Source organism: Nitrosomonas sp. Nm51, assembly GCF_900111165.1.
Classification (GTDB): Bacteria; Pseudomonadota; Gammaproteobacteria; order Burkholderiales; family Nitrosomonadaceae; genus Nitrosomonas.
The window spans coordinates 1-23457 of record NZ_FOGH01000041.1 but is presented as its reverse complement, the minus strand read 5'-3'; the positions used below and the strand labels follow the sequence as shown (position 1 = coordinate 23457).

Sequence of the window (23457 nt, the reverse complement as noted above, 5' to 3'; positions counted from 1 at the left end):
CTTAATTTCTCCTGCTTAAAATTTAGGCAGGATACGTGAATTACCTGGTCAATTTTCAACCGGTACAACTAGCCTTTTCTGGTCAATTTTCGACCGGTGTCAACATACTCTGATCTAATAGCTTCTTGAATTTTTTCGGACAACCCTTCTGCCGCTACAACACAAGATAAGTGGTTAATAAATAATCTGTTCAATTCTTTGATTAAAGCACGATTGATGTCAGGAACGATAAAATTGAATAGCGTTTTCTCATTTACAAAAAGAACACATTTTTTCTATCAATGTGTAACAAATTAGCATGCCAAGAACCAAAGAATGAGAATGTTGGTTCTGATTCTGCTGGATCGCTTTTTTTTAGCCCCATTTCCTTCTGAAGCTTTTGTGTACACCTGATTATTTGCATAGTTTTTTAGCAGAATAATATTTAACACTTTGTCATGCTTGCTGAATTCACTATTAACCCCCCAGTGCGTTTAGCTTCCCAATAGCCATCTCGAATTTCTTTTGCCATATTTTTACCGATCAATATATTTCTAGAGAAAACTAAACCATCACATAGGAGGTGATTTTCAAATGGAACAATAGCAGTTTCTATGTAACAAAACTCAGGGAGAAATTCTTCAAGTGGTGTCGTCAAAGCAGCGACTTGGTAGTAAATACCACTTTCGGTATCTTGCAGAACATAGCCGTTCCGGTATTTTTTAAGGTAAACAAAATTGGTGCATATTGCTGACCTTAAAGATTCTATAAACTGTTCACCGACAAGTTCTTTACAATTTTTATCAATACCTTCTATGCGCTTGTAAATTTCAGATCTTAATGCGGTATACTCCTTGATTCCTGAAGGTATACCCCCGCCATTAAGATGTGCCATGATACTTTTGTATTTTTCTAGAAACGTATCTGCCTGTTCTTTACGAATCAACATATCTTGATCTCAAAATTACATAACTTAGCCAATTGTTTCACCGAAATACGACTTTTCAAATATTACTTTTCTGTTGCTAAACAAGTCAGGAAATTCATTTTTGATGTCAGAATTCAGATGTTCAATAACATAGTTTATGATTTCATCGATGGAATAAATTTGGTGTTGTATTGATGTGAAGATGTACATGGTCAGAACCTACGCACAAAAGATTTATTTTACAGTCGTATTTATCTTCTGCTTTTCGGAATACAGAGAGATTATCAATGGGTTCATCTACAATATCCACCAGCAAATTTTCACGGTTTCTTATAACAAGACAAACATGAAAATTTAAATTACATATTCTTTGGTCAGGATTTGATTTTAGTTGCTGAACTGCATAAGCCTTTAACCATTTATGACGTTCGGCTAACTCTTTGTCATTTTCACTATTGGGAACAGATTCAAAAATTTCTTTATTTTCACCAACGACTGATATGTTCGGTTTAAAAGCAAAACATTCAATTTCTCTGCTATTTTGAATATTTCGAGCCAGGTCACATAAAATATTTTCTTGAAACCCATATTTTTGGCAGAACGAACAATTTCTAGAAATTACAGAATTATAATGCTTGAAGCATTTATTACAATTAACCATATGATTCATAAATATTTTTAGATCGCGTTATAAGTAAATGGTAGCACCTTGAAAGGTTGTCTTTATGCATAAAGTATAAACGATCCAGTAACTCAACTTGGCTTTGACGATTTTTAATTTTCTAAGCCTTGAACAAATCACGAACCCCAAGCCTTCCAGTAGATATTGTCGCCTAGAAAATAAAAAAGCCAGATCAAAATGATCCGGCTTTAAAAACGAAATTGAAATTGATATTCGGGTCAGAATTCAGGCTCAGGCATATCCATAAAAATATCTCCACTAAGCCCTTGCAATACGTGCTCCCATTCCTCTAATATGCTAAAAATTTGGTTCGACAACGCTATGTCTTGGCGCAAAGCAGGTAATTTATGCTGATTCAAACCAACAAAATGGCTGGTCCGTTTTGATCAAAAAACGTTCGTCCTGAAAGAACCAATCCTGTATTTTTTTTTGGAATCAACAATCCTAACAGTCATTTGTGTTGTGCAAATATAAGCTCGTGCGTGTCGAAACCCAGTCTACTCCTCGACATCGCGATAAACCGTTCTTTCACCTCTTCACTGACCGCGGGCGTTCTTGAGAGCAGCCACAAAAAAGATGTGTTATGGCCGGAGGCGAATGCGTATTGATAATTCTCATGATCCAGCCGGGCAATTCCATACCATTTTCCAAGATAGCGGCGCTCGTCAAAATTAATAGAGGGAACAACGCCATCCGGCATGCCCGTCCCGATCTAATCCCACGGACCCCCTAATCAGCTTAATTCTTGTATCTTACAAGTTTACCGGTAATACTTTTTATTTACTTTTTGCTAACAGCAATTCAGTAAGTGCTAAAATCAGGTCTTGGTATCTTAGAATTAGTATCCGCTAAAAATTATTTATGGCTCAACCCATATTCAACGTCAATGCCAGTGCCAGAGAAGTGCTGGAAGCCTATAAAACGCCGCCGCATTCTGTTGAAACGGAACAATCGGTGCTAGGTGGGCTGATGCTGGATAATCAGGCCTGGGATAAGATTGCAGATATCATTACTGGCGAAGACTTCTACCGTCATGACCACCGGCTGATTTTTCAGCATGTTTGCAAACTAATCGAACAGAACAGGCCGGCCGACGTTGTAACAGTTGCCGAGTCACTTGAGTTGTCCGCTGAACTGGAAACGGCCGGGGGGCTTCCGTATATCGGCGCCCTGGCGCAGAACACGCCTTCTGCGGCAAATATCAAACGGTATGCTGAAATCGTACGGGAACGTTCTATTATGCGCAATTTGGCGCAGGTGGGCGCTCAAATAACGGAATCTGCATTTAATCCTGCCGGTCGTTCGGCTGTTGACCTGCTGGATGAAGCCGAGTCAAGAGTGTTTGAAATTGCAGAAGAAGGTGCGCGCAGCAATCAGGGATTTGTCGATATTCAACCGCTATTGAAAGAAGTGGTCGAACGAATAGAATTGCTCTATAGCCGGGATAGTCCCAATGATGTGACCGGTGTCGCTTCAGGATTCCAAGATTTGGACCAGAAAACTTCTGGTTTCCAATCCGGTGATCTGATTATCATCGCTGGACGCCCGTCAATGGGAAAGACGGCGTTTTCATTGAATATTGCGGAGCATGTAGCGTTGGAGCTGGAAAAGCCGGTAGCGGTATTTAGTATGGAAATGGGTGGTGCGCAACTGGCTATGCGCTTATTGGGTTCAGTAGGCCGGCTTGACCAGCACAAAGTACGCACAGGCCGGCTGGATGATGATGACTGGCCTAAGTTAACGCATGCTTTGGGAAAGCTAAGTGATGCGCCTATTCATATTGATGAGAGTGCAGCACTGAGTGCGCTGGAAGTCAGGGCAAGGGCAAGAAGGCTTTATCGCCAGTATGGTGAACTTGGATTGATCGTTGTCGATTATCTGCAGCTTATGACATCAAACAGTCCTGGAGAAAATAGAGCAACTGAGATATCGGAAATATCCCGCGCACTTAAAAGCTTGGCTAAAGAATTAAAAGTACCGGTTATCGCACTTTCACAACTGAACCGTAGTCTCGAGCAGCGACCCAATAAACGTCCGGTTATGTCTGATCTGCGTGAATCAGGCGCTATAGAACAGGATGCTGATGTTATTTTATTTATCTATCGCGATGAAGTTTATAATCCTGAAACGCAGGATAAGGGTGTCGCTGAAATTATTATTGGAAAGCAGCGCAACGGGCCGATCGGCAAGGTTAATTTAACCTTTCTGGGTGAATATACGCGCTTTGAGAGTTATGCCAAACAGGAATACTATTAGGTTGCAAGTGTTTTGGCCCAGTCTTCTATAAAAGAATGTTTCGTTTACAGGTTTTTCTCTGCAAACATGTTTAGTATGCGTTTTTGTAGCTGCTGGGTAATCAGTCAATAGTGACCGGCTTATTTTTAATGAAACAAGAACACAAGAACACTGAAAGTTTGACTGCAAAACTTTAAAAAAACATTCATGCAAGATAAGAATTGCGATATTGTCATTATAGGGGGTGGTCCTGTGGGAATGGCTTTGGCGCTGGCGCTGCGCGGCAGCTGCCTGACTGTCATGCTCCTGGAGGCACGTGGTCTGCCCGAGAAAGTGGGTGATGAGCGGCCACTGGCATTGTCACACGGCAGCTATTTGATTTTGCAACGATTGGGGGTGTGGGACAAGCTGCGCCGGCATACGTCTATTAAAACCATTCATATTTCCAATAAAGGTTTTTTTGGCCGCACCGTACTGACAGCCGAAGATGCCGGTGTGCCGGCATTAGGCTATGTTGTTAATTATCACGATTTGTATCATGCCTTATATGACGCAACACTGGAAAACGGAATCCAGTATCAAATAGGCGCCACTGTGAAAGCATTTGCAACGGACCAGCTATCAGGCCATGTTCAATATGCACATGAAGATATTGAAAATAACATGTCGGCAAAGTTACTGGTACTGGCGGACGGTGGTCATCTTGGCGGTCAAATTGCAGATATTGCCTTCCAAACTCAAGCATATGAACAGTGGGCAATTGTGGCCAATGTTAAAGCAGAAACTCCTCAGACCGGTATTGCATACGAGCGGTTTACATCAGATGGTCCGGTTGCATTGTTGCCGTCAGGGAGTGATTTTGCGCTTGTCTGGACGACGTCCCCCGAAACGGCAAACACTATTCTGGCGCTGGATGAGAAGTACTTTCTTCATCGGTTGCACGCGCATTTTGGCGATCGGTTGGGCCGATTTATCGCTGCCGGGAAGCGAGCGGGCTTTCCTTTGTCGCTTAAATATGCGATTCCGCCTACATCACAACGTATCGCGCTTATAGGCAATGCGGCACAAACGTTGCATCCAGTGGCCGGTCAAGGCTTTAATCTTGGTTTAAGAGATGCATATGAACTGGCGCAGGTATTGCTCGCTGCTGTTTCAGACAATAGAGAAATAGGCACCCCCTCAATGCTGGCAAGATACAGCCAGCTTCGGCGCATTGACGGTCAAGGGGGGCGCATATTTACAGACTCATTGATCAAACTGTTTTCCAATGACAATACCCTGTTGAAACATCTGTGCGGTATGGGACTGATCGTACTGGACAATTGCCCGCCAATGAAACGCTTTGTTTCGCGGCGTATGATTTTTGGTGCAAGAGGCTAACAGTCACATGATCTCCGGCCGAATCGAAGGTCAATGGATGCTGCAAGCAGTGCCAGCGGCGGATAATGAAAAAACCTGTAACTGACAGCAAAAAATTTGTGCCAGCTTTGGGCTTTCACAGGCTGACTCCCTTATATGACTGGGTTGCAGGATGCGCAGGTTACGGGCTTCGGCGCTGGTATACGCTAACGATGCAGGCTCAGTTGGCTAATGAGCAGCGCGTGCTTGATCTTGGCAGTGGAACGGGATCGCTGGCTATTCTGATTAAGCAGCATTTTCCGGGAATTGAAATTTCAGCGCTTGATTGCGACCCTAAAATACTGTCTTTGGCCAGCCGAAAAGCCAAACAAGCGCAAACCGGCATTCATTTCGTTCGCGCATTTGCGGAACGGTTACCATATCCGGATAATCATTTTGACCGGATACTTTCAAGCCTGTTGTTTCATCATTTGACACAAGACAGTAAAAGGCGGGCTGCAGCGGAAATGCTGCGTGTTTTGAAACCGGACGGGCAGGTGCATGTCATGGACTGGGGACGTGCCGCGAATCCGGTAATGCGATGTTTGTTTTTTCCAGTGCAGCTGATTGACGGTTTCGGCAATACTCGTGATAACGTCGCCGGGAGATTGCCAGAATTCTTCGAACAGGCCGGGTTCTGCGAAGTTGCTCAGCAACAGGTATTTAATACCATTTTCGGAACACTTGCATTTTATCGCGCTGCTAAACGCGCAGATTCCGGACTTTCACTGCTGTTGTAGCGAATTGCCAAGGGCTTCATTAAGCGCAGCTTTCTGTTTTGTTTCGGAAAATTGTATTTCAGGAAAGAAAATGGCGAAAGCAGTGCCTTTGCCGGGCTCGCTGTTGACATTGATATTCAGATGGTTGTTCTCGGCCGCAATTTTGACAATCGACAGGCCTATGCCGCTGGTGGCTTTGTTGTGTAAAGCAGCGCGCGGCGAGTAGAAATATTCGTTGAAAATATTCGGCAGATCATCTTTTTCGATGCCGATACCATGGTCGGTAATGGTCAGTGTCGCACTGTTGTCTCGTTTATTCAGGTTCGACGTAATTTCAACCGAGCCGTTTTCATGCGAATAGGTAATAGCGTTGGCAATAATGTTTTCCATCAGAATTTCCATCTGATCGGGTATGCTTTTGTAGAAGAAATATTCAATAGAAACATTGAAGGTTATGCCTTTGGTATTAATCACGGGGGTCAGTTTTTCGATACATTTCTGCACAGTTTCCCGAATATCGACCGGTTTGTTATCGGCGTTGCATGAGCAGGTTTCCTTGAGGCGTTGAAGCCTGAGTAAATCCAGGATCAGGCTGGCCATATTTGTAGCGCGGCGGTCTATTTTGAGCAGCGCTTCCTTGATCTCCTGTGGAACTTCACCGCAATAGCCGCCTTTGATCAGATTAATTTTGCTGCGTATGGCATCCAGAGGCGATTTGAGCTGGTGCGTCATAAGGACTGCGTACTGATCTTTTTCATGCTGCGCCTGATTAATGCGTTTGTAAGCTTCTGCCAGCCGGTGTTCATGCGCCCTGACGACAAGTGACAGCCGTGAAACAAGATACCAGACGGTAAAAAACAGCACATCCAGCGCGATCATCCAGAAAAGCATGTGATTTCTGGTTTTGCCGTTCTGGGCGGCAGCGGGATCAATGGGGATCGTCATGGAAAACTGCCCGGAGAATGAATATTCGATTAACAGCACAATGGTATACATGCCGCTGACAATCAAGGCGACCAGCAAACTCTCTAGCGTTGAGAAAAAAATACAGGCCAGCGCGATATGCAAAATATAGAAAAAAGGTGCAGGTGTTGCCGTACTGCCGATAAAATGCACGACCACAGACAGACAGATCAGGTCGATAATGATCTGCGACCAGAGATTAATCGACGGCGTATTGAATTTGCCGGGTTTGCTGTAGTTCAGCGCATAGATATAAAACAGATTGGCTATGCCCAGGATCAACGTAATGGTGATCGGCCAGTTGTTTTCTTCGATAACGCGAAATTGTATTAATGTGTCCGGTGTCAGCAGTGCTATGACATGAATCAGGATCAGTGCGCTGATGATGCCCCAGCGAAAAATGATAAACCAGCGGATATTGCTGATTAATATGTCATCACTGAGTTTGGCTGCACAATCGCTGTAATTGTTGCTGACAGGTAGTGCGGCTGAATTTGGGGATTTTTTCCAGTCAAATTGAACACTGGCCATAACTGGTCCTCATTATAATTTTTTGGCTTGACCGGTTCACCCATTGGCATTTTGAGCAAGGCGATCTTCGATAATGCTGAGCAAGCTTTCGGGCTCAACAGGCTTTTCCATTACGCAGACCCATTTATCAGATTCCTTGTCAAAATAAGGCCGGATCATGTCGCCCAGTGATGTTAAAAAAATGGTTTGAATATACGGATAGTTTTTCTGGATTTCGGCATAAGCCGTCAGGCCCGCGTCCATCGATTCGACCATTACATCGAGTATGGCCAGATCGGGCGCATTGTTGTTCTGTTCCAGTGAAGCGATAAAATCCTTCATGGTCAGATAGTGTTCAACCGCATAACCATTTTTTCTCAAAATACGGGCTACGGCATCGCGAATATCCGGATCGTCATCAACATGTACGATTCGTTTTGTCATGTTACTGTCCTCTTTGTTCATTGTAATGTTTTTGTTTAGACAGAATATATAAGTAAAATGCAAATAAACAATACTGCTAGCGCTCTATCCCTATGATATTTCATGGTTCAGTGTGCTTGTCGGTGTGCATGGCAAAGCGTGTCCTGCAGGAAATAGCCGCTCTATTTTCAAAAGGCGCAACGCAGACCACGGGCACTTTCAAGCTCGCCCACAGGGCGTTACCATGATAATGCTGTGCCAGGCAATGTCATATGGGCAGAATACTAGTGTTTAATTGTAAAAATAATGTGTATTATTTTTCAGATCAACCAATTCAACCAATTGTTTTATAAAAAAATATTTTTTTAAAAGTATATATCGAATTAATGCAATTAAACACTAGGTTAGCCGGTATCATAAGATGCCTTCGCATGTGTTGCCCTTTTAATCCACTAATATAAGCAAATACAATACCCATTATAAAAGTAAGCTTATAAAAAAAATGTGAAGAAGCGCGACTCGAGGTGGTATTTTGAACAGGTGTAAGACTTGCGAGCCCGCTTCGACAAAAGTGGGGCAGCATCAGTCAAGCGGTAACTAATAAGCATCCGGTAGTAAAAAAGATGCAGGAACAGAATAGTATGGCAATAATTGGACATGACGGATGCAATACTTGTGCTGGTGCACAAAAAACCACAACTGGGTGTAGGCAAGCAAAGGCTGGCGGCCAGCTTTGGTGAGGAACGGGCGCTGCAGATTGCACAGGCGCTATTGAATTGCGCAATGGAGGACGCGGTTACGTGGCCGGGGCCGGTGGTGTTGGCGCCGGCCAGTGATCAGGATAGCGGTTGGGCGCAACAACAGGTGATGCAGTTTCGTTTTCCGTGCAGGGTGATGCCGCAGACCTCAGGCAATCTGGGCCAGCGGCTAAATGCGCTAGACGCCGCGCTGCGCGCGCAGAATAAAACGCGGCTGGTGTATATCGGCAGCGATGCGCCAGGTTTGAACGAGAAAGACTATGCGGCAGTACGGTCGCGTTTGCATCAAAACGATGCGGTTCTGATGCCTGCTATAGATGGTGGCGTTGTGTTAATGGCCAACCGGTGCGCATGGCCGGATTTATCGATGTTGCCCTGGAGTACAGACTGTCTTGGTGTGTCGCTGGCCGCCCGGTGCGAAAGTGAAATGAAAACAGTGAGCATATTGAATGAAGGTTACGATATTGACGAGCCGGATGATTTTTTTCGATTACTGCGTTTGCTTGAGGCCGACCGGCGACCGGCCCGCCGTGCGCTGCATGCGCTGGCCAGAACAATAGCGTTAGACCTGAACGTTAACATGGATCATATCCCGCATGCCTGAATTCAGTATTATTATTCCCTGTTACCGGGATGAAAAAAAGTTGCGCAATCTGCTGCTGCAATTGCAGGGCATGCAGGATTTTGCGCATGAAATCATTGTGGTGGATGGGGCAAGCAGTGTCGTCTGCCGGAATATCAGCAATTTTTACGATGCGCACTGGTTGCCCAGCCGTCCATGCCGGGGGCGGCAGCTGTCAGCCGGTGCGGCGTTGGCGCAAGGTGCGGTGTTGTGGTTTTTGCATGCGGATACGCGTTTGTCGAAAAATGCTTTTGCAGCGATTAGGCATGTGATTGATAAGGGAGCAGTTGGCGGCTTCTTTAAATTTCGTTTTGATGTGCCGAGAAAGTGGCCTGCCATAATACTGGAACCGGCAATCGCATTGCGTTGCCGCTTTGGCGTGCCGTATGGCGACCAGGGGTTTTTTATGCGGCGTGAAAGTTACCATGCAGCGGGCGGCCATGCGCCGTGGCCGTTGTTTGAGGAAGTGCCACTGGTGCATGGTGCGCGGCGATTGGGCAAATTTGTTGCGTTGAGCGAGCCTATTTTTGTCGATTCGCGCCGCTGGCGGCGGGATGGCTGGTGGCGGCGGACCTGGTATAACCGCAAACTGGCGCTGAAGTTTGCGTGCGGCGTAACGCCTGATGTGCTGGCGGCACGCTATCATTCAAAGCAGGTACTGGCCAAGCAGCCGCATATGAAACAGTATTGATAATTACCTTAAATTCGGGGAACAGTTATGCAAGAAGTTGTACAAAAATATTATGGGGAAACACTGTCAGGCACGCACGATCTGAAAACAAATGCCTGCTGCACCGATGCAAGATTGCCGGAATATATCAAGCCATTGCTGGCCAAAGTACACGATGAAGTGCTGTCGCGCTACTATGGATGCGGCCTTGTGCTGCCTGAACAACTGCAGGGATTGACGGTTCTCGATCTCGGTTGTGGCGCGGGACGTGATGTTTATCTGCTGTCTCAGCTGGTCGGTGAGAAAGGAAAAGTCATCGGCGTCGATATGACCGAGGAACAGCTTGCCGTCGCGCGCAAGCATGAAAAATTTCACCGGCATGCCTTTGGATACCGGCGCAGTAACGTGCGCTTTTTATACGGTTACATCGAGCAGCTTGATGAGCTGGATCTGGCAGATTCGAGCATCGATATCATTGTCTCGAATTGTGTGATTAATCTGGCGATGGATAAAGCGGCTGTGTTGCGCGAGGCTTACCGGGTGTTGAAACCGGGCGGCGAACTTTACTTTTCCGATGTTTACAGCGACCGGCGCATCCCGAAAGCACTTGTCAACGATTCGCTGCTCTATGGCGAATGCTTAAGCGGCGCTTTATACTGGAATGATTTTGTGCCGCTTGCACGCGCGCAGGGATTTATCGATCCGCGTCTTGTCACGGACCGGCCGATTACAATTGATGATCCACAGTTGCGGGACAAAATTGGAAATATTCAGTTTTATTCGGCTACTTATCGTTTATTCAAACTGCCCGAACTGGAGCTGGCCTGTGAAGATCACGGGCAGGCGGTGGCTTATCGTGGCACCGTCCCGCATTATCCACACGCATTCATGCTCGATAAACATCACTTTATTGAGACGGGCAGACAGTTTCCGGTTTGCGGCAACACCTGGCGCATGCTGCATGATACGCGTTTCGCAGCGCATTTTGATTTTTATGGAAATTTCGACCGCCATTACGGCATTTTCCCCGGATGTGGCATGGGGATTCCGTTTGATGACGGCATGCCCGGCGAATCCAAAGGCGGTTGCTGTTGAAGACGGATATTAAAGAGGTGATGGCGATTGCGCCTGCGCGCACAGAGAAACCGTACAAACGCTCGCCTGCATGGTATGTGACTTCGAAAGGCGAGCCGCGCGGGTTTGTTCGCGCCCATGGACTGGACGAATTGTGGCTGCATACCGGCACGGCATGTAATCTGTCATGTCCGTTTTGTCTGGAAGGCTCCAGGCCGGGCGACAACCGTCTTCAGTTGATGCGCTTTGATGACGCCAAACCTTATATCGACGAAGCGCTGACGCTCGGCGTTCAGCAATTTTCACTTACCGGTGGCGAACCTTTCATCAACAAAGATATTGTCCGTATTTTGGATTATGCATTGCGCCATCGCCCTTGCCTGGTGCTGACCAATGCTACAGAACCACTGATCAGACGCATGCACCGGCTCCAGTCATTACTGGATTACGCGCATCCGCTGCATTTTCGCGTTAGTCTGGATCATTTTGACGCTGCTGAACATGACAAAGGCCGTGGAGAAGGCATGTTCGCGCTCGCCTTGGAAGGTATGCGCAGGCTGCATGAAATGGGTTTTCAGTTGTCCGTGGCCAGCCAGATATTGCCTGACATGGCTGCGGAGCAGGCCGCGCAGCGTTTTGCGAGCGTGTTCCGCGCAGCCGGATTACCTGAAAGCCTGCATCGGATTGAATTTCCGGAATTTTATCCCCCTGAAACCGTTGTCTCCGCGCCGCAGATTACCCAAAGCTGCATGCTCGATTTTCAGACCGAAGCATCACGTCGCGAATTTATGTGTGCATTCAGCCGCATGGTGGTCAAACAGAGTAACCGATGCAGGGTATATGCTTGCACGCTGGTTGACGATGATGCCGACTATGCGCTGGCCGAAACGCTGACCGAGAGTCTGAAAATTGCTGTCAGTATGAAGCATCACCGTTGCTACAGTTGTTTTAAATTCGGCGCTTCATGCAGCGAAATGAAATAAAGCCGGGTCTTAATACAAAAGGGCATTCAAATGAACAAACGCTGGTGGCTACTGGGTCTGCTGGGCCTGCTCGTTATTTTGTTTTTTGCATTTGATCTGCAGCGCTATTTCAGTCTGGATACGCTGAAAACCAGTCATGAAGCTTTGCTGCAGGCCTACGAAGAAAAACCGTTCTACATTATCGGCATTTATTCAATTACCTATATCGTAATGGCTGCGTTGTCTTTGCCGGGTGCCGCGGTGATGACGCTGGCGGGCGGAGCGATGTTCGGTTTATGGGTCGCGGTGCCGGTTGTGCTGGTCTCTGCCACTGCCGGTGCGACATTGGCATTCTGGGCTGCACGCTATATTCTGCGCGATAGCGTGCAGCGCCGTTTCGGCGGCCGCCTGGAGACGATTAACCGCGGGCTCGAACGCGACGGCGCATTTTATCTGTTTTCGCTGCGTCTGGTACCTGCCTTTCCGTTTTTTCTGATCAATTTGTTAATGGGGCTGACCCGTATCCGCAGCGTGACGTTTTTCTGGGCCAGCCTGGTTGGGATGTTTCCAGGCAGTACGGTCTATGTCAATGCGGGTACGCAGATCGCGTCAATCGGCAGCCTGTCGGATATCCTGTCACCGGCGTTAATTCTGTCGTTTCTGCTGCTGGCCATGTTTCCATGGCTGGCGCGCTGGAGTGTCGGATTGGTCAAAAGACACCGCTTGTACGCGCGCTGGCCGAAACCGGACACATTCGACCGTAATCTGGTCGTTATCGGCGCGGGTGCCGCTGGTCTGGTGACCGCATATATCGCAGCGGCGGTGCGTGCCAGAGTAACGCTGATTGAAGGCCGTAAAATGGGAGGCGATTGTCTCAATTACGGCTGCGTGCCATCAAAGGCACTGATCCGATCGGCTGGCTTTTTGAAAGAAGCGCAACAATCTGCGTCGCTCGGTATCAGGCAAACACGGGTTGACTATGATTTTACGGATGTGATGGCACGGGTGCATCGCATTATTAAAACAGTGGCGCCGCATGATTCCATCGAACGCTACACCCGGCTGGGTGTGGACGTCGTACAGGGCTATGCACGTATTACTTCGCCATGGACGGTGGAGGTTAACGGACAGGTGCTGACAACGCGCGCCATCGTCATCGCCTCAGGCGCGCGCCCAGTGATACCGGCTATTCCGGGACTGGAATCGGTGCGATATTATACTTCCGATACTGTCTGGTCACTGACGGAACGTCCGGAACGACTGGTGGTGCTGGGTGGCGGGCCGATCGGCTGCGAGCTGGCACAGGCTTTTGCACGGCTCGGTTGTCAGGTGACCCAGGTGGAACAGGGCGATCTGTTGCAACGTGAAGACGCCGATGTCAGGGCGCTGATCAAAACTGCCTTGCTGGATGACGGCGTGCAGTTGTTGACGCAAACCAAGGCCGTGCGTTGTGAGATTGCACATGGACCGGATGGCAAAGTCCAGCAGCTCATCGTACAGGATCGGGATGGCCAGGAACAGACGATCATTTTTGACGCCATCTTGTGTGCAGTCGGCCGGATGCCGCGCACAACCGGGTTCGGCCTGGAAGAACTGGGCATTCCGGTTACGTCAGCGCATACCATCGAAACCAACGCCTGGTTGCAGACGCTTTATCCGAATATTTATACCTGCGGCGATGTTGCGGGACCATATCAGTTTACCCATACCGCGGCGCATCAGGCGTGGTATGCGTCGGTCAATGCGCTGTTTGGCGATTTCAAACGTTTTAAAGCGGATTATTCAGTTATTCCGTGGACGACATTTACCGACCCGGAAGTCGCCCGGGTAGGGCTGTCAGAGGATGAAGCCAGCACACGTGGCACAGCTGTGGAAGTAACACGTTATGATCTTGACGGCCTTGATCGCGCTATTACAGACGAAGCGGCGCACGGTTTCATCAAAGTGTTGACGGTACCGGGTAAGGACCGCATTCTGGGTGTGACCATAGTCGGCAGACATGCCAGCGATTTATTAGCTGAATATGTGCTGGCGATGAAGCACGGTTTGGGGCTCAACAAAATCCTTGACACTATCCATACTTATCCGACCTGGCCGGAAGCCAATAAATACGCTGCGGGCGACTGGAAACGCGCGCATGCGCCGGAGAAACTGCTGCAGTGGGTTGAAAAGTTTCATGCCTGGCGGCGCGGTGAGAAGAAGAACCAGCCGGGCAGATAACGTCCGCGGCATTGGTGAAATACTCCTTAGTGCTCTATCAATATGATATTGCCAGGTACAGCGTTACCGTGGTGTTATGCAGCAAGGTACAGCACGCTGGAAAGGGTTACTCTCTTTTCAAGTACTGAGCACAGTTGCAGAACACCACGGTGGCGCCCTGTGGGTGAGTTTGCCGGCGTCCATGGTCTGCGTTGCGCTTTTTGACAATAGAACGGCTACTGCCTGCAAGGCACGTCTTGCCATGTGCACTGACAAGCTCGCTGAACCCGGCAATATCATATTGATAGAGTACTAGCTTCTGAGCGCAGGCAATGTTTCTTCAATCGGCGCAAACGTTAGCGCATAGCCGTTGTTGCACCAGCGCTCGCCACGCGGTGGCGGACCGTCCTTAAAAACATGGCCCTGATGGCCACCGCAGCGTATACAGTGGTATTCGGTGCGTGGCCAGATCATTTTGAAATCTATCTTGGTCGCTATATGACCGTCAATTGGTTTGGTAAAGCTCGGCCAGCCGGTCCAGCTTTCATATTTGTACGCGCTTTTAAACAGCGGTAGGTAACATGCAGCGCACAAATAGGTGCCTTCACGCGTTTCATACACCAGATTGCTCGATTCAGGCCGTTCCGTCGCTTCCTCGAACAATATTTCATAAGCTCTCGGCGAGACCAGTCCGCGCCATTCCTTGCGCGGTTTGTTCAACGGTATTACCGGACTTGCGGCTTCACCTACTACTTTTGCGCAACCCGGTATTAGCGGCAGTACAGTCGTTGCCGCAAAGCCTTTTAATACGGTACGTCTATTCATCAATACTTCCTCTGCGATTCCCCGGCACGTAAATGACTTGTGTTGCGCGGGAATACTGTAAACTGTTCAATATCGTATGATACGATAACCTGACGGTCGAATTTTGGCAATATGGGTGTATGCGCGACTGCTGCAACCTGGAAAATTCAATTTCTTTGGGGATTATGACGAAATGACCGAAAAACGTTTCGATACCGCCACCGCGCTGATCGACGCCGCCAATCGCGAAGACCCGAATACGGAAACCTGCGAAGGCAAGGATTGGCCCAAAGAACTGCTGTACGCGCACCGCATGTCGCAGATGCTGGAACGCTATGCACCCGATGCCGATGACGCCGTCAGGATAGCCGTCAGGGCGCAGCATATTCAGCGCTGGAAATCGCCTCGCAGCGACTACCCAATGAACCGAAAAGGCTACCATCAATGGCGTGCTACGCTATATTCCTTTCATGCCGATACTGCTGCAGGCTTGCTGGAACAGGCCGGCTACCAGCAACCATTCATCGCGCGCGTAAAAAAAATCATCGGCAAACAGTCGCTCAAGACAAATCCCGATGCGCAGCTGCTTGAAGATGTTGCCGGATTGGTTTTTTTGGAACACTATCTATCCGGCTTTGCGGCTGGCCATCCGGAATACAATGAGGCGAAGTGGAGTGATATTACCCGCCGGATCTGGAACAAGCTGTCCGATCAGGCGCACCGGTTTGTTCAAGCTGGACAGATTACACTGCCAACACCGGTGGATGAGTTGCTAAAGAAAGTGAGGGAAAAATAAACCTAAACTGCTTGTTGTAGCGCATTAAATCTGGGACTTGGATATTGGAGCAGATATTAATGTTATGCTGCAAATGTTATATTGAATGACGAAATTTGGGAGGGTTTGTCGGTGCTGCGGTTGACATAACGGCCTTCGGATGAGTTAAAAATTTATTGTTCGAGTCGTGCCAGAAACAATGCTGATAATTATTCTTATTTATAATCATACGGTTACTATTGCTCTTGTTATTGTTGGTATTTATAATGCAACCTGTTTCGTCAAAAATTCAAAATATTAACCGAAGGGTATGTTGTTATCAGTGACACGTGGTAGATCAAAAGTGCTAACGAGGCTGACAGCAGCCCTGTAAAAGGAGAAAATCATGAAAGGCAACACAAAAATCATTGACATATTGAATGAACTGCTTGCTGATGAATTAACTGCGATGGATCAGTATTTTACGCATTCACGCATGTATGATGACTGGGGTTTCGGTAAACTGTTTGAGCGCATTGATCATGAAATGGACGATGAAAAACAGCATGCAGACCTGCTGATTAAACGAATTTTGCTTCTGGAAGGTATCCCGACTGTGGGCAATCGCAGCCCACTCAAGATTGGCAAGAACGTGCCGGCCATGCTGCAGAATGATCTGGAATTGGAACGGAGCGTAATTACTGCGCTGCGCAATGCCATCGCAGTATGTGAGCAGGAGCAGGATTACCAGACAAGGGAAATCCTGGAAGGTTTGCTGAGTGAGACAGAAGAAGACCACGCCTATTGGCTGGAAAAACAACTCGGCCTGATTAAAAAGGTCGGTCTGGAAAATTATCTGCAGTCACAGATATGATGTCTGGTTTTCAAATAAGGCATTTATTGTAAAACAAAGCTGAACGGCTGCAGCGCAATAGTGCTGACAGGTCGGCCGTTCCGATGCGGTGGATTGCAACGCCAGGTTCTGGTTGCTTCGATGGCAGCCTTGTCCAGGCGTTGATAACCACTGCTATTGACAACCTGGACTGATTTGACAACGCCGGCTTTACTGACTTCAAGCCTTAATACTACATCGCCATATTCACCAAGCTGCCGGGAGGCTCTGGGATAGGATGGCGCCTTGAATTCGGGGCAGATTACGGATAATTCCGTGGATAATACTACCGGATCCGCAGGCATATTGCCTGGTGATGAATTGCCCGATAGTGATTGCGTAACAGCTGCCAGATCAGTAGCAGGCGGTTGGGGTGCCGGATCAGGTTCATCAGATGCGGCCTCGGTTTTTTTCTGAATTGGAATTCCGGCCGTTTTTGCTGGTACAGACTTCTGCGGCTTAGGGCGCGTGTGCGTTATTTCTGGCGGAGATGGTTTTCTTTTGGGTTGATAAACTGCTTTTTCAACGGAAGGAGCTTGAGTTTTTTGAGGCAGTGATACTAACCGAAATGTCATTTCCCGAACGTCTTTATTTTCTCTCTGGTTTCCATGCTGAACCGGCAGCAGCATAATTACGGTATGAAACAATAGCGACGTGAATATAGGAATGCCCCAGTTTTGTAATGAACTCATGTCCGTTGTTATTCGGGTTCCTGGGTTGCGATACTGACAGAAACAAATCCCGCCACCTGGGCATCGCTTAAAATCTGTACAACCCGCTGAACCGGTGCAGACTGATCGGCTACCAGCAATACTGACTCAAAATCAGCAACCTTTGCGCGCAGTGCGCTTTTAAGATTTTCCGGATCAATTTTTTTTCCCAGAAGGTCAAGCTGACCTGATGCAGGAATGGTTATGACCAGAGATCTGCTATCTGCCTGTCCGGTCGACTCTGCAACGGGGATTGAAACATCAAGTGTTTGAATGCGGTGGAAATTTGCGCCCAGCACAATAAAGATAACCAGAATGAAGACGACATCGACCAAAGCGGCAAGATTAATGTTGGGTGTTACCCGTTTGCGTGTTTCAAATTCCATCGTTTTTTGCCGTTTCCGGCTGTGTCAGGGGTGTGGCGTACAAAATGCGCTGGATCAGATCGCTTAAATCAAGGCGTACATTATCGACCCGGCTCGACAGATAGCTATGGGCTGCCAGTGTCGGCACGGCAATTGCCAAACCGGCAGCTGTTGTGATCAATGCTTTCCAGATCCCTGCAGAAAGTTCTGCCAGATTGATGTTTGAATTGCCTCCTTGCTGAAAACCCGAAAATAAGTCAATCATGCCGAGGACGGTGCCCAGTAAACCCAGTAGTGGTGCAACCTGCGCAAGAAACGACAGTAGCGAAAGATTTCTCTCAAGCTTCTGGAGTTCCAGGCTGGCGACCCTGATCGCTTCAGATTTTGCTTGCGCGGGCCGCTCCTTTAACGCTGAGACAATCGCATTGACAACATTGACTGCAGGATGCGCGGAATGATTGAGAGTGGCTGGAACGGCAGATAAATTACCAGACCGAATCAGTTTTATCACATCCGGCTCCCAGCTTAAGTCTGAAAGCCGAGCGGCTCGATACACAATGAGTTTATGCGCGAACACGACAAGACCGGCGATTGAGCACGCATAAAGCGGGACCATCGTCCAGCCTCCTTTTAGCAGTAACTCTCCCAGTAATAGCATGTCACTTTCACTCATAAAATCAGTCTCAAGCAGTTTAGTAATAGAAATAAATGACAATGATAATGATAATGATAATAATCACTAATAAATATGTAAAGATAAAGTAAAGCTGTATATTTCTACATCCCCTAGCGCTCTATCAATATGATATTGCCTGGTACAGCATTACCATGGTGTTATGCAGCAAGGCGCAGCACAACAGGACAGGGTTGTTCCCTTTTCAAGCACTGTAACGCAGTTGCAGAACACCACGGTAACGCCCTGTGGGTAAGCTTGTCAGCGTCCATGGTCTGCGTTGCGCCTTTTGACAACAGAACGACTGTTGCGTGCAGGGCACGCCTTGCCGTGTACACTGACAAGCGCACTGAACCCGGCAATATCATATTGATAGAGCACTAGTAAATGGGGGGGTGCTTTTCATTTATAATAATCAAAATGATTCTTATTCTGATTACTATTTGTGCGCAAAAAGTGCTAATATAATTAACGATATTCTGTTTATAAAAACAGGTTTAATTATGGTTTCGGATAAAATTTTGTAGTTTTCTGGGTAAAAATTGACGACTTTGGGTCATTTTAGAATCTCATGAGGGAACTCGCTAATGGACAGCCTCCCTGGTCTGGTCGTCTGCCGACGTGCTTCGGTCGGTATTTATCATTTAAACGTATTCACTAGTATTCACTAAAATTTGAGGATGATGAGTTTTATGAAAAATCGAATAATGTTCATAATTGCCGGTATGTTATTAACAACAGCTGCGTGGGCAAAACCGCCAGCGACACCATCGTTATACATTTCCCCCGACGGACCGCGAGTACATTTTTATTGGGATGAAGTTCCAGGTGCCGATAATTATACATTTTTTGTATCCAGTCTTGTTGACGGCGCACTACTTGGTGAATTTGACATGGGCAATACAAACCGTATCAGTGTAACCCTTCCGGCAGGGAACGGTTACTATATTTCTGTGCGTGCGGAAAATGCGGATGGCCCCAGTCCCTATTCAGTTCCGCATCGACTCGTAGTTTCAGCAGAATCCAGCACGCCTTCCCTAGAACAGGTGATTCAAAATTATGCAGGCAATGTCATTTACAATACCTATCGCGACCTGGCTGATCGTGCGAAAGAACTCAGTGCCGCGGTAGATAAACTACGCTTGGAACAAAATGACGATCATCTTGCCGCAGCGCAGAAGCATTGGGTTACGACGCGGAGACCCTGGGAACAATCGGAAGCTTTTTTATTCGGTCCTGTTGATACCGCAGGACTGGACCCGGCGATGGATAGCTGGCCGGTAAATTCAACCGATTTGCAAAATGTGCTGGATAGCGATACAGCATTAAACGTCGAAACAGTCAGTGCATTCAACGACGATTTGAAAGGCTTCCATGTGTTGGAGTTTTTGTTATACGGAGTGGATGGCAATAAGACAAGTACGGACTTTACAGAGAGAGAATTAATGTATTTGGGTGCAGTAGCGAGTGTGTTGGCTAATGATACGCAATCCTTGGCGCAAGCCTGGAGTCCAAATGATGGGAATTTTCTTGCAGAATTTGCGCAGGCGGGTGTCGGCAGCGCGATATATACCAGTCAATCGGCTGCACTCCAAGAAATGGTTAACGGTCTAATCGGTATTGCGGGCGAACTGGCAAGTGTGAAGCTCGAAGAACCGCAAAGAATTGGCGATGCAACCCTGGTTGAATCGCAATTCAGCTTTAATTCGCGCGCCGATTTTATGGATAATGTTCGGGGAATTCGCAACGTTTACACCGGAAACTATTTATTGTTCGAAGGACCCGGTATAAACGCTCTGGTCAAGTCGGTCGATCCGGATTTGGATGAAACAATCAATAACCAGATTGAGGCAGCGATTGCCGCCATTGATGCGATTCCCCAGCCGTTTGCCGAATCACTGCTTACTGCGGAAGTGCAGGAAGCTATAAACGCGGTAAATGCACTTTTGGTTACATTGTCGAACCGATTGTCAGCCATCGCGCAATGATTAAATGAGCCCCGGATTTTCCATTAAAATTAAATGGGAAATTCATCATGTATTTTTGTTCAGTTTACCGGCGCCTCAGATTTTGATCCTGATAATTATTCATTAAAATGAATAGCTTACGGCTATTCAGTATAAAAATATTTCTTAAATAGACCCCCGGTCAACCTATTGTCTATTCGATATGTACTATTTTATTTTATTATTGATTTGTTTAGTCTTTCCGGTTCAGGCGGCGCCGCCAGCAGCGCCCGTTGTCACATACACAGTCGAAGGGCAGCAAGCGAGCGCTCAATGGACACTGTCAGGAAATGTCGATGGTTATAAACTTTATTGGACGCCGTATCCAATCAATGCCTCTGATAATGCGATTAGCGTTGTCGATCTTGGATTAAAAACAAATGTCTCCACAACACTGGCCAATGGAACAATGATTTATGTCGCAGTCGCCGCCTATAACCAGGACGGTGAAAGCGCCTTTTCGAACATTGAAGTGATTGCTGTCAATAACGAGTTTTCCGGTGGTGATACAACGCTGTTTGATCAAAGCAGCACTGCATTTGCCAATCCCGCACCCAATCTGGATGATGAGGGTCTTGCCAGACATCTCATTGGCGATAACGAATTTGAGCAGGCATTTGTCACCGCACCAGCTGTGGTGAATAGCGGGCTGGGCCCGGTATTTAACAATAACAGTTGTGTGGCATGTCATCCCAAGGATGGCCGGGGAATTCCTCCCGAAGAAGGCGGTGTTTCAAATACTTTTTTCCTGCGCCTAAGCGTTCCGGGATCGGATCCGAAAACAGGCGGGCCGCTGCCGGTGCCCGGATTTGGTACCCAGCTGCTTGATAGTGCGATTTTTGGCGTCCAGCCGGAGGCTAGAGTAGAAACGGCATATATCACAATTGAAGGTCAATATGGTGACGGCGAGCCGTATCAGCTGCGCCAGCCTGTTTTCACAATTGCAGATCCCTACACTGAATTGCCCGGTGAATATTTAATTTCCCCACGGGTAGCTCCGCCGGTTTTCGGCCGAGGTTTGCTCGAGGCCATTCCAGAGCAGACTTTGCTTGAATGGGCCGATGAAAACGACGAGGATAATGACGGTATATCAGGTCGCGTCAATTATGTGTGGGATATGGTAAGTGAAACAACAGTAATTGGGCGTTTTGGCTACAAAGCCAGCGTGCCTTCAGTGTTGGTCCAGAATGCCGGTGCGTATCGTGATGATATCGGCGTTACCAATGAGTTGTTGCCGCAGGAAAGTACAGTGGGTCAGAGCCAGAATGACGGTTTAAGCGATGATCCGGAACTGAAGCCGGGTGTGCTTGACGATGTCGTTTTTTATATTCAGACGCTTGCAGTGCCCGGACGCCGCAATATTCACGACCCTGACGTTAAAAGAGGACAGATTCTATTCGATCAAGTGGGATGTGCCGCTTGTCATAAACCAACGGTTATCACGGGTGAGCTGGAAGGTGTCCCGGCCGTTTCTAATCAAGTCATTCATCCTTACACGGATTTATTACTGCACGATATGGGGCCGGGGCTAGCGGATGGACGTCCTGATTTTCTGGCAAGCGGACAAGAATGGAAAACGCCGCCATTGTGGGGAATTGGATATACCAAAGTAGTGCATAATCATACATTTTTCTTGCATGATGGACGTGCGCGTAATTTAGCTGAGGCAATACTTTGGCATGGAGGGGAAGCCGAAAAAGCGAAAGAGTCGTTTCGCGTGTCACCCGCGAGTGACCGCGCGGCATTAATAAAATTTCTGGAATCACTTTGAAGATTTCAGTAATTATGTACGCAAGCCTGTGTGCAATACTTCACCGTGTTACTTGATCGTTTTTTTGAGTCTATGCAGTGCTTTGATGATTAACTGCAAATCATTGAGCTGGTGTTGTTTGTGCCGGCAAGGAATGGTTAAGCTAATGCATATTTCTGGTCGAATGCGGGTTTACAAAGGCTCACATCCAGTATACGCTCCATCGGCCATGATTGATGAGTTGTACACGGCTGCAGCGTTTGTATTGTTGAGCCTAAACCAATGTGTCAACAAATGTCGTAATGGGTAATGCATTACTACGTTTCGAAATAAACAAAGAAAAAACCCGGCATATCAAAAAGTCAGTCAAGAAAGGAAAGAAGAAAGAGACTGACAATTTAACTGATATGCCGGGTGAGCCACCTGAAAGATTATTTCTGTTCCAATCATTCCGTTATAGCTTATGTTTGCGCTACTTGGTGTGGTATTCATTGTTAGAAAAACACCACTCTCTATGAGATGAATCATAATACAGCAGATTTTTTTGCTGTACAAGTGATTATCATTATCATTATCATTATTATCTAAATTTGATAGTGAAGTAATTGTTATTAGCCCGAAGTAAAGTTAAAGCCACCGTCTTTAAGGCGGTAAGATTTATCTTTTAAAATTTTGAACGTACCATGATACTAAAAATAGGGGAGTATCATGGACTATCGTTATGGCAGTCATACAGTTTTCAAGATACAGTATCATTTTGTATTTGTGACAAAACATCGGTATAAGGTACTGAAAGGTGACATAGGACTGAAAGTCGGGGAACTGATACGGCATTTGAAATAGGGATTCTGAAAGGCGTTGTTAGTCAGGATCACGTACATATGTTGGTATCTGCGCCACCGAACATGGCGCCTAGTGAAATAATGAGGCGCATCAAAGGCAAGCTTCTGCGAAGTTGTTTGAAAGTTTTCCAGGCTTAAAAAAACGCTACTGGGGTCGCCATTTTTGGGCACAGGATACTTTCGTGTAACATCAGGAGAACTGACGGAAGAAATGATCCAAAACTATTTGAAACATCATTTTGAACCTAAAGGTGATGATAATTTCAGAACCGAAGGCTAAACGGATCTTAAGACCCCCGTATCCTGACTTTAGCTATTGTCACTAACCCACCAGCTTTGATTGGTGGCTGTTTATTTCATGGAGCCACGCATCCGCATCATAACCTGATTGCTGGATATGGCTGGATCAGGCGTGGCCGGGAACATGGAATCCGCAGCAGCACGGGAGACTGTCCCACTAACTGTGTAAATGTCTATCATTAGATTTTTAAAAGGATAGACGATGAATAAAAAGGAATTGGAGCAATTTGCCCGCAAGG

At 47.1% G+C, this 23457-nt stretch carries 23 protein-coding genes and 2 pseudogenes; 14 read left to right on the top strand and 11 right to left on the bottom strand.

Features of this window, described 5'->3' with window-relative positions; all coding sequences use genetic code 11:
* Positions 1–68: 68 nt before the first annotated feature.
* The 4 genes and pseudogenes from BMY60_RS16715 to BMY60_RS11705 all read right to left on the bottom strand — a co-directional run bounded on the left by BMY60_RS16715 (position 69) and on the right by BMY60_RS11705 (position 2289).
* Positions 69–403 (bottom strand): annotated as a pseudogene (locus BMY60_RS16715) (hypothetical protein).
* Between the two features lie 21 nt (positions 404–424).
* Positions 425–928 carry a hypothetical protein gene (locus tag BMY60_RS11715; protein ID WP_090333824.1) on the bottom strand — a complete coding sequence of 168 codons (504 nt, stop codon included), beginning with the start codon at positions 926–928 and terminating at the stop codon, positions 425–427.
* A gap of 142 nt (positions 929–1070) precedes the next feature.
* A complete protein-coding gene (locus BMY60_RS11710) occupies positions 1071–1577 on the bottom strand; it encodes a transposase (protein WP_090333823.1) in 507 nt (168 codons plus the stop codon).
* Positions 1578–2040: 463 nt separating this feature from the next.
* On the bottom strand, positions 2041–2289 hold the full coding sequence (locus BMY60_RS11705; protein WP_090333821.1) for a lipocalin family protein: 249 nt from the start codon (positions 2287–2289) through the stop codon (positions 2041–2043).
* 161 nt (positions 2290–2450) lie between these two features.
* Here BMY60_RS11705 and dnaB point away from each other — a divergent pair, with 161 nt between their 5' ends.
* From dnaB to BMY60_RS11690, 3 genes are all read left to right on the top strand, one after another.
* Positions 2451–3845: a replicative DNA helicase gene (dnaB, locus tag BMY60_RS11700; protein ID WP_090333820.1), complete on the top strand. Its 1395-nt coding sequence runs from the start codon at positions 2451–2453 to the stop codon at positions 3843–3845.
* A 186-nt stretch (positions 3846–4031) separates the two neighbouring features.
* Positions 4032–5204 (top strand): FAD-dependent monooxygenase, encoded by a 1173-nt coding sequence (locus tag BMY60_RS11695; RefSeq protein WP_090333818.1) that lies wholly within the window; start codon positions 4032–4034, stop codon positions 5202–5204.
* Between the two features lie 65 nt (positions 5205–5269).
* On the top strand, positions 5270–5962 hold the full coding sequence (locus BMY60_RS11690) for a class I SAM-dependent methyltransferase (RefSeq protein ID WP_090333817.1): 693 nt from the start codon (positions 5270–5272) through the stop codon (positions 5960–5962).
* Here the strand turns inward: BMY60_RS11690 and BMY60_RS11685 are convergent.
* Together BMY60_RS11685 and BMY60_RS11680 are read right to left on the bottom strand one after the other, a co-directional pair.
* Complete coding sequence (locus tag BMY60_RS11685; protein WP_090333815.1) at positions 5948–7435, bottom strand: sensor histidine kinase; 1488 nt, start codon at positions 7433–7435, stop codon at positions 5948–5950. The two genes, BMY60_RS11690 and BMY60_RS11685, sit on opposite strands and share 15 nt — an antisense overlap.
* 36 nt (positions 7436–7471) lie before the next feature.
* Positions 7472–7858 (bottom strand): response regulator, encoded by a 387-nt coding sequence (locus tag BMY60_RS11680; RefSeq protein ID WP_090333814.1) that lies wholly within the window; start codon positions 7856–7858, stop codon positions 7472–7474.
* Positions 7859–8494: 636 nt separating this feature from the next.
* Between BMY60_RS11680 and BMY60_RS11675 the strand changes: the two genes are divergently transcribed.
* The 6 genes from BMY60_RS11675 to BMY60_RS11650 all read left to right on the top strand — a co-directional run bounded on the left by BMY60_RS11675 (position 8495) and on the right by BMY60_RS11650 (position 14438).
* Positions 8495–9199 (top strand): TIGR04282 family arsenosugar biosynthesis glycosyltransferase, encoded by a 705-nt coding sequence (locus BMY60_RS11675; protein WP_090333812.1) that lies wholly within the window; start codon positions 8495–8497, stop codon positions 9197–9199.
* Positions 9192–9908 carry a TIGR04283 family arsenosugar biosynthesis glycosyltransferase gene (locus BMY60_RS11670; protein ID WP_090333811.1) on the top strand — a complete coding sequence of 239 codons (717 nt, stop codon included), beginning with the start codon at positions 9192–9194 and terminating at the stop codon, positions 9906–9908. Before BMY60_RS11675 ends, BMY60_RS11670 begins: the two co-directional genes overlap by 8 nt.
* Positions 9909–9935: 27 nt before the next feature.
* A complete protein-coding gene (locus BMY60_RS11665) occupies positions 9936–10982 on the top strand; it encodes a methyltransferase domain-containing protein (protein WP_090333809.1) in 1047 nt (348 codons plus the stop codon).
* Entirely contained in the window at positions 10979–11944 is a 966-nt protein-coding gene (locus BMY60_RS11660) for a radical SAM protein (RefSeq protein ID WP_256250810.1), read from the top strand. Before BMY60_RS11665 ends, BMY60_RS11660 begins: the two co-directional genes overlap by 4 nt.
* Before the next feature lie 30 nt (positions 11945–11974).
* Positions 11975–14143: an FAD-dependent oxidoreductase gene (locus BMY60_RS11655; RefSeq protein WP_090333808.1), complete on the top strand. Its 2169-nt coding sequence runs from the start codon at positions 11975–11977 to the stop codon at positions 14141–14143.
* A gap of 76 nt (positions 14144–14219) precedes the next feature.
* Positions 14220–14438, top strand: a complete 219-nt coding sequence (locus BMY60_RS11650; protein WP_090333806.1) for a hypothetical protein — start codon at positions 14220–14222, stop codon at positions 14436–14438.
* On the opposite strand, the gene msrB is transcribed toward BMY60_RS11650, so the two are convergent.
* The gene (gene msrB / locus BMY60_RS11645) at positions 14435–14947 is read right to left on the bottom strand and encodes a peptide-methionine (R)-S-oxide reductase MsrB (protein ID WP_090333805.1); all 513 of its coding nucleotides are present in this window, start codon (positions 14945–14947) and stop codon (positions 14435–14437) included. The two genes, BMY60_RS11650 and msrB, sit on opposite strands and share 4 nt — an antisense overlap.
* Positions 14948–15119: 172 nt before the next feature.
* Here msrB and BMY60_RS11640 point away from each other — a divergent pair, with 172 nt between their 5' ends.
* On the top strand, positions 15120–15722 hold the full coding sequence (locus BMY60_RS11640; protein WP_090333829.1) for a DUF4202 domain-containing protein: 603 nt from the start codon (positions 15120–15122) through the stop codon (positions 15720–15722).
* A gap of 364 nt (positions 15723–16086) precedes the next feature.
* The gene (gene bfr, locus BMY60_RS11635; RefSeq protein WP_090333803.1) at positions 16087–16554 is read left to right on the top strand and encodes a bacterioferritin; all 468 of its coding nucleotides are present in this window, start codon (positions 16087–16089) and stop codon (positions 16552–16554) included.
* 23 nt (positions 16555–16577) lie between these two features.
* Here the strand turns inward: bfr and BMY60_RS11630 are convergent, their stop codons facing one another.
* Genes BMY60_RS11630 through BMY60_RS11620 form a run of 3 tightly spaced genes read right to left on the bottom strand, consistent with a single transcriptional unit; the run spans position 16578 to position 18320 of the window.
* A complete protein-coding gene (locus BMY60_RS11630) occupies positions 16578–17264 on the bottom strand; it encodes an energy transducer TonB (protein WP_256250809.1) in 687 nt (228 codons plus the stop codon).
* 8 nt (positions 17265–17272) lie between these two features.
* A complete protein-coding gene (locus BMY60_RS11625) occupies positions 17273–17668 on the bottom strand; it encodes an ExbD/TolR family protein (protein WP_090333801.1) in 396 nt (131 codons plus the stop codon).
* Positions 17658–18320, bottom strand: a complete 663-nt coding sequence (locus tag BMY60_RS11620) for a MotA/TolQ/ExbB proton channel family protein (RefSeq protein ID WP_090333799.1) — start codon at positions 18318–18320, stop codon at positions 17658–17660. Before BMY60_RS11620 ends, BMY60_RS11625 begins: the two co-directional genes overlap by 11 nt.
* A 692-nt stretch (positions 18321–19012) precedes the next feature.
* On the opposite strand from BMY60_RS11620, the gene BMY60_RS11615 reads away from it, so the two are divergent.
* From BMY60_RS11615 to tnpA, 3 genes and pseudogenes are all read left to right on the top strand, one after another.
* Positions 19013–20308: an imelysin family protein gene (locus BMY60_RS11615; protein WP_177166662.1), complete on the top strand. Its 1296-nt coding sequence runs from the start codon at positions 19013–19015 to the stop codon at positions 20306–20308.
* A 181-nt stretch (positions 20309–20489) separates the two neighbouring features.
* Positions 20490–22097 carry a di-heme oxidoreductase family protein gene (locus BMY60_RS11610; RefSeq protein ID WP_218141692.1) on the top strand — a complete coding sequence of 536 codons (1608 nt, stop codon included), beginning with the start codon at positions 20490–20492 and terminating at the stop codon, positions 22095–22097.
* A gap of 687 nt (positions 22098–22784) precedes the next feature.
* Positions 22785–23198, top strand: a pseudogene (gene tnpA / locus BMY60_RS11605) (IS200/IS605 family transposase).
* 71 nt (positions 23199–23269) lie between these two features.
* Here tnpA and BMY60_RS16045 read toward each other — a convergent pair.
* Positions 23270–23457 (bottom strand): hypothetical protein (locus BMY60_RS16045; protein ID WP_218141691.1); only part of this gene is annotated, 188 nt, incomplete at its 5' end.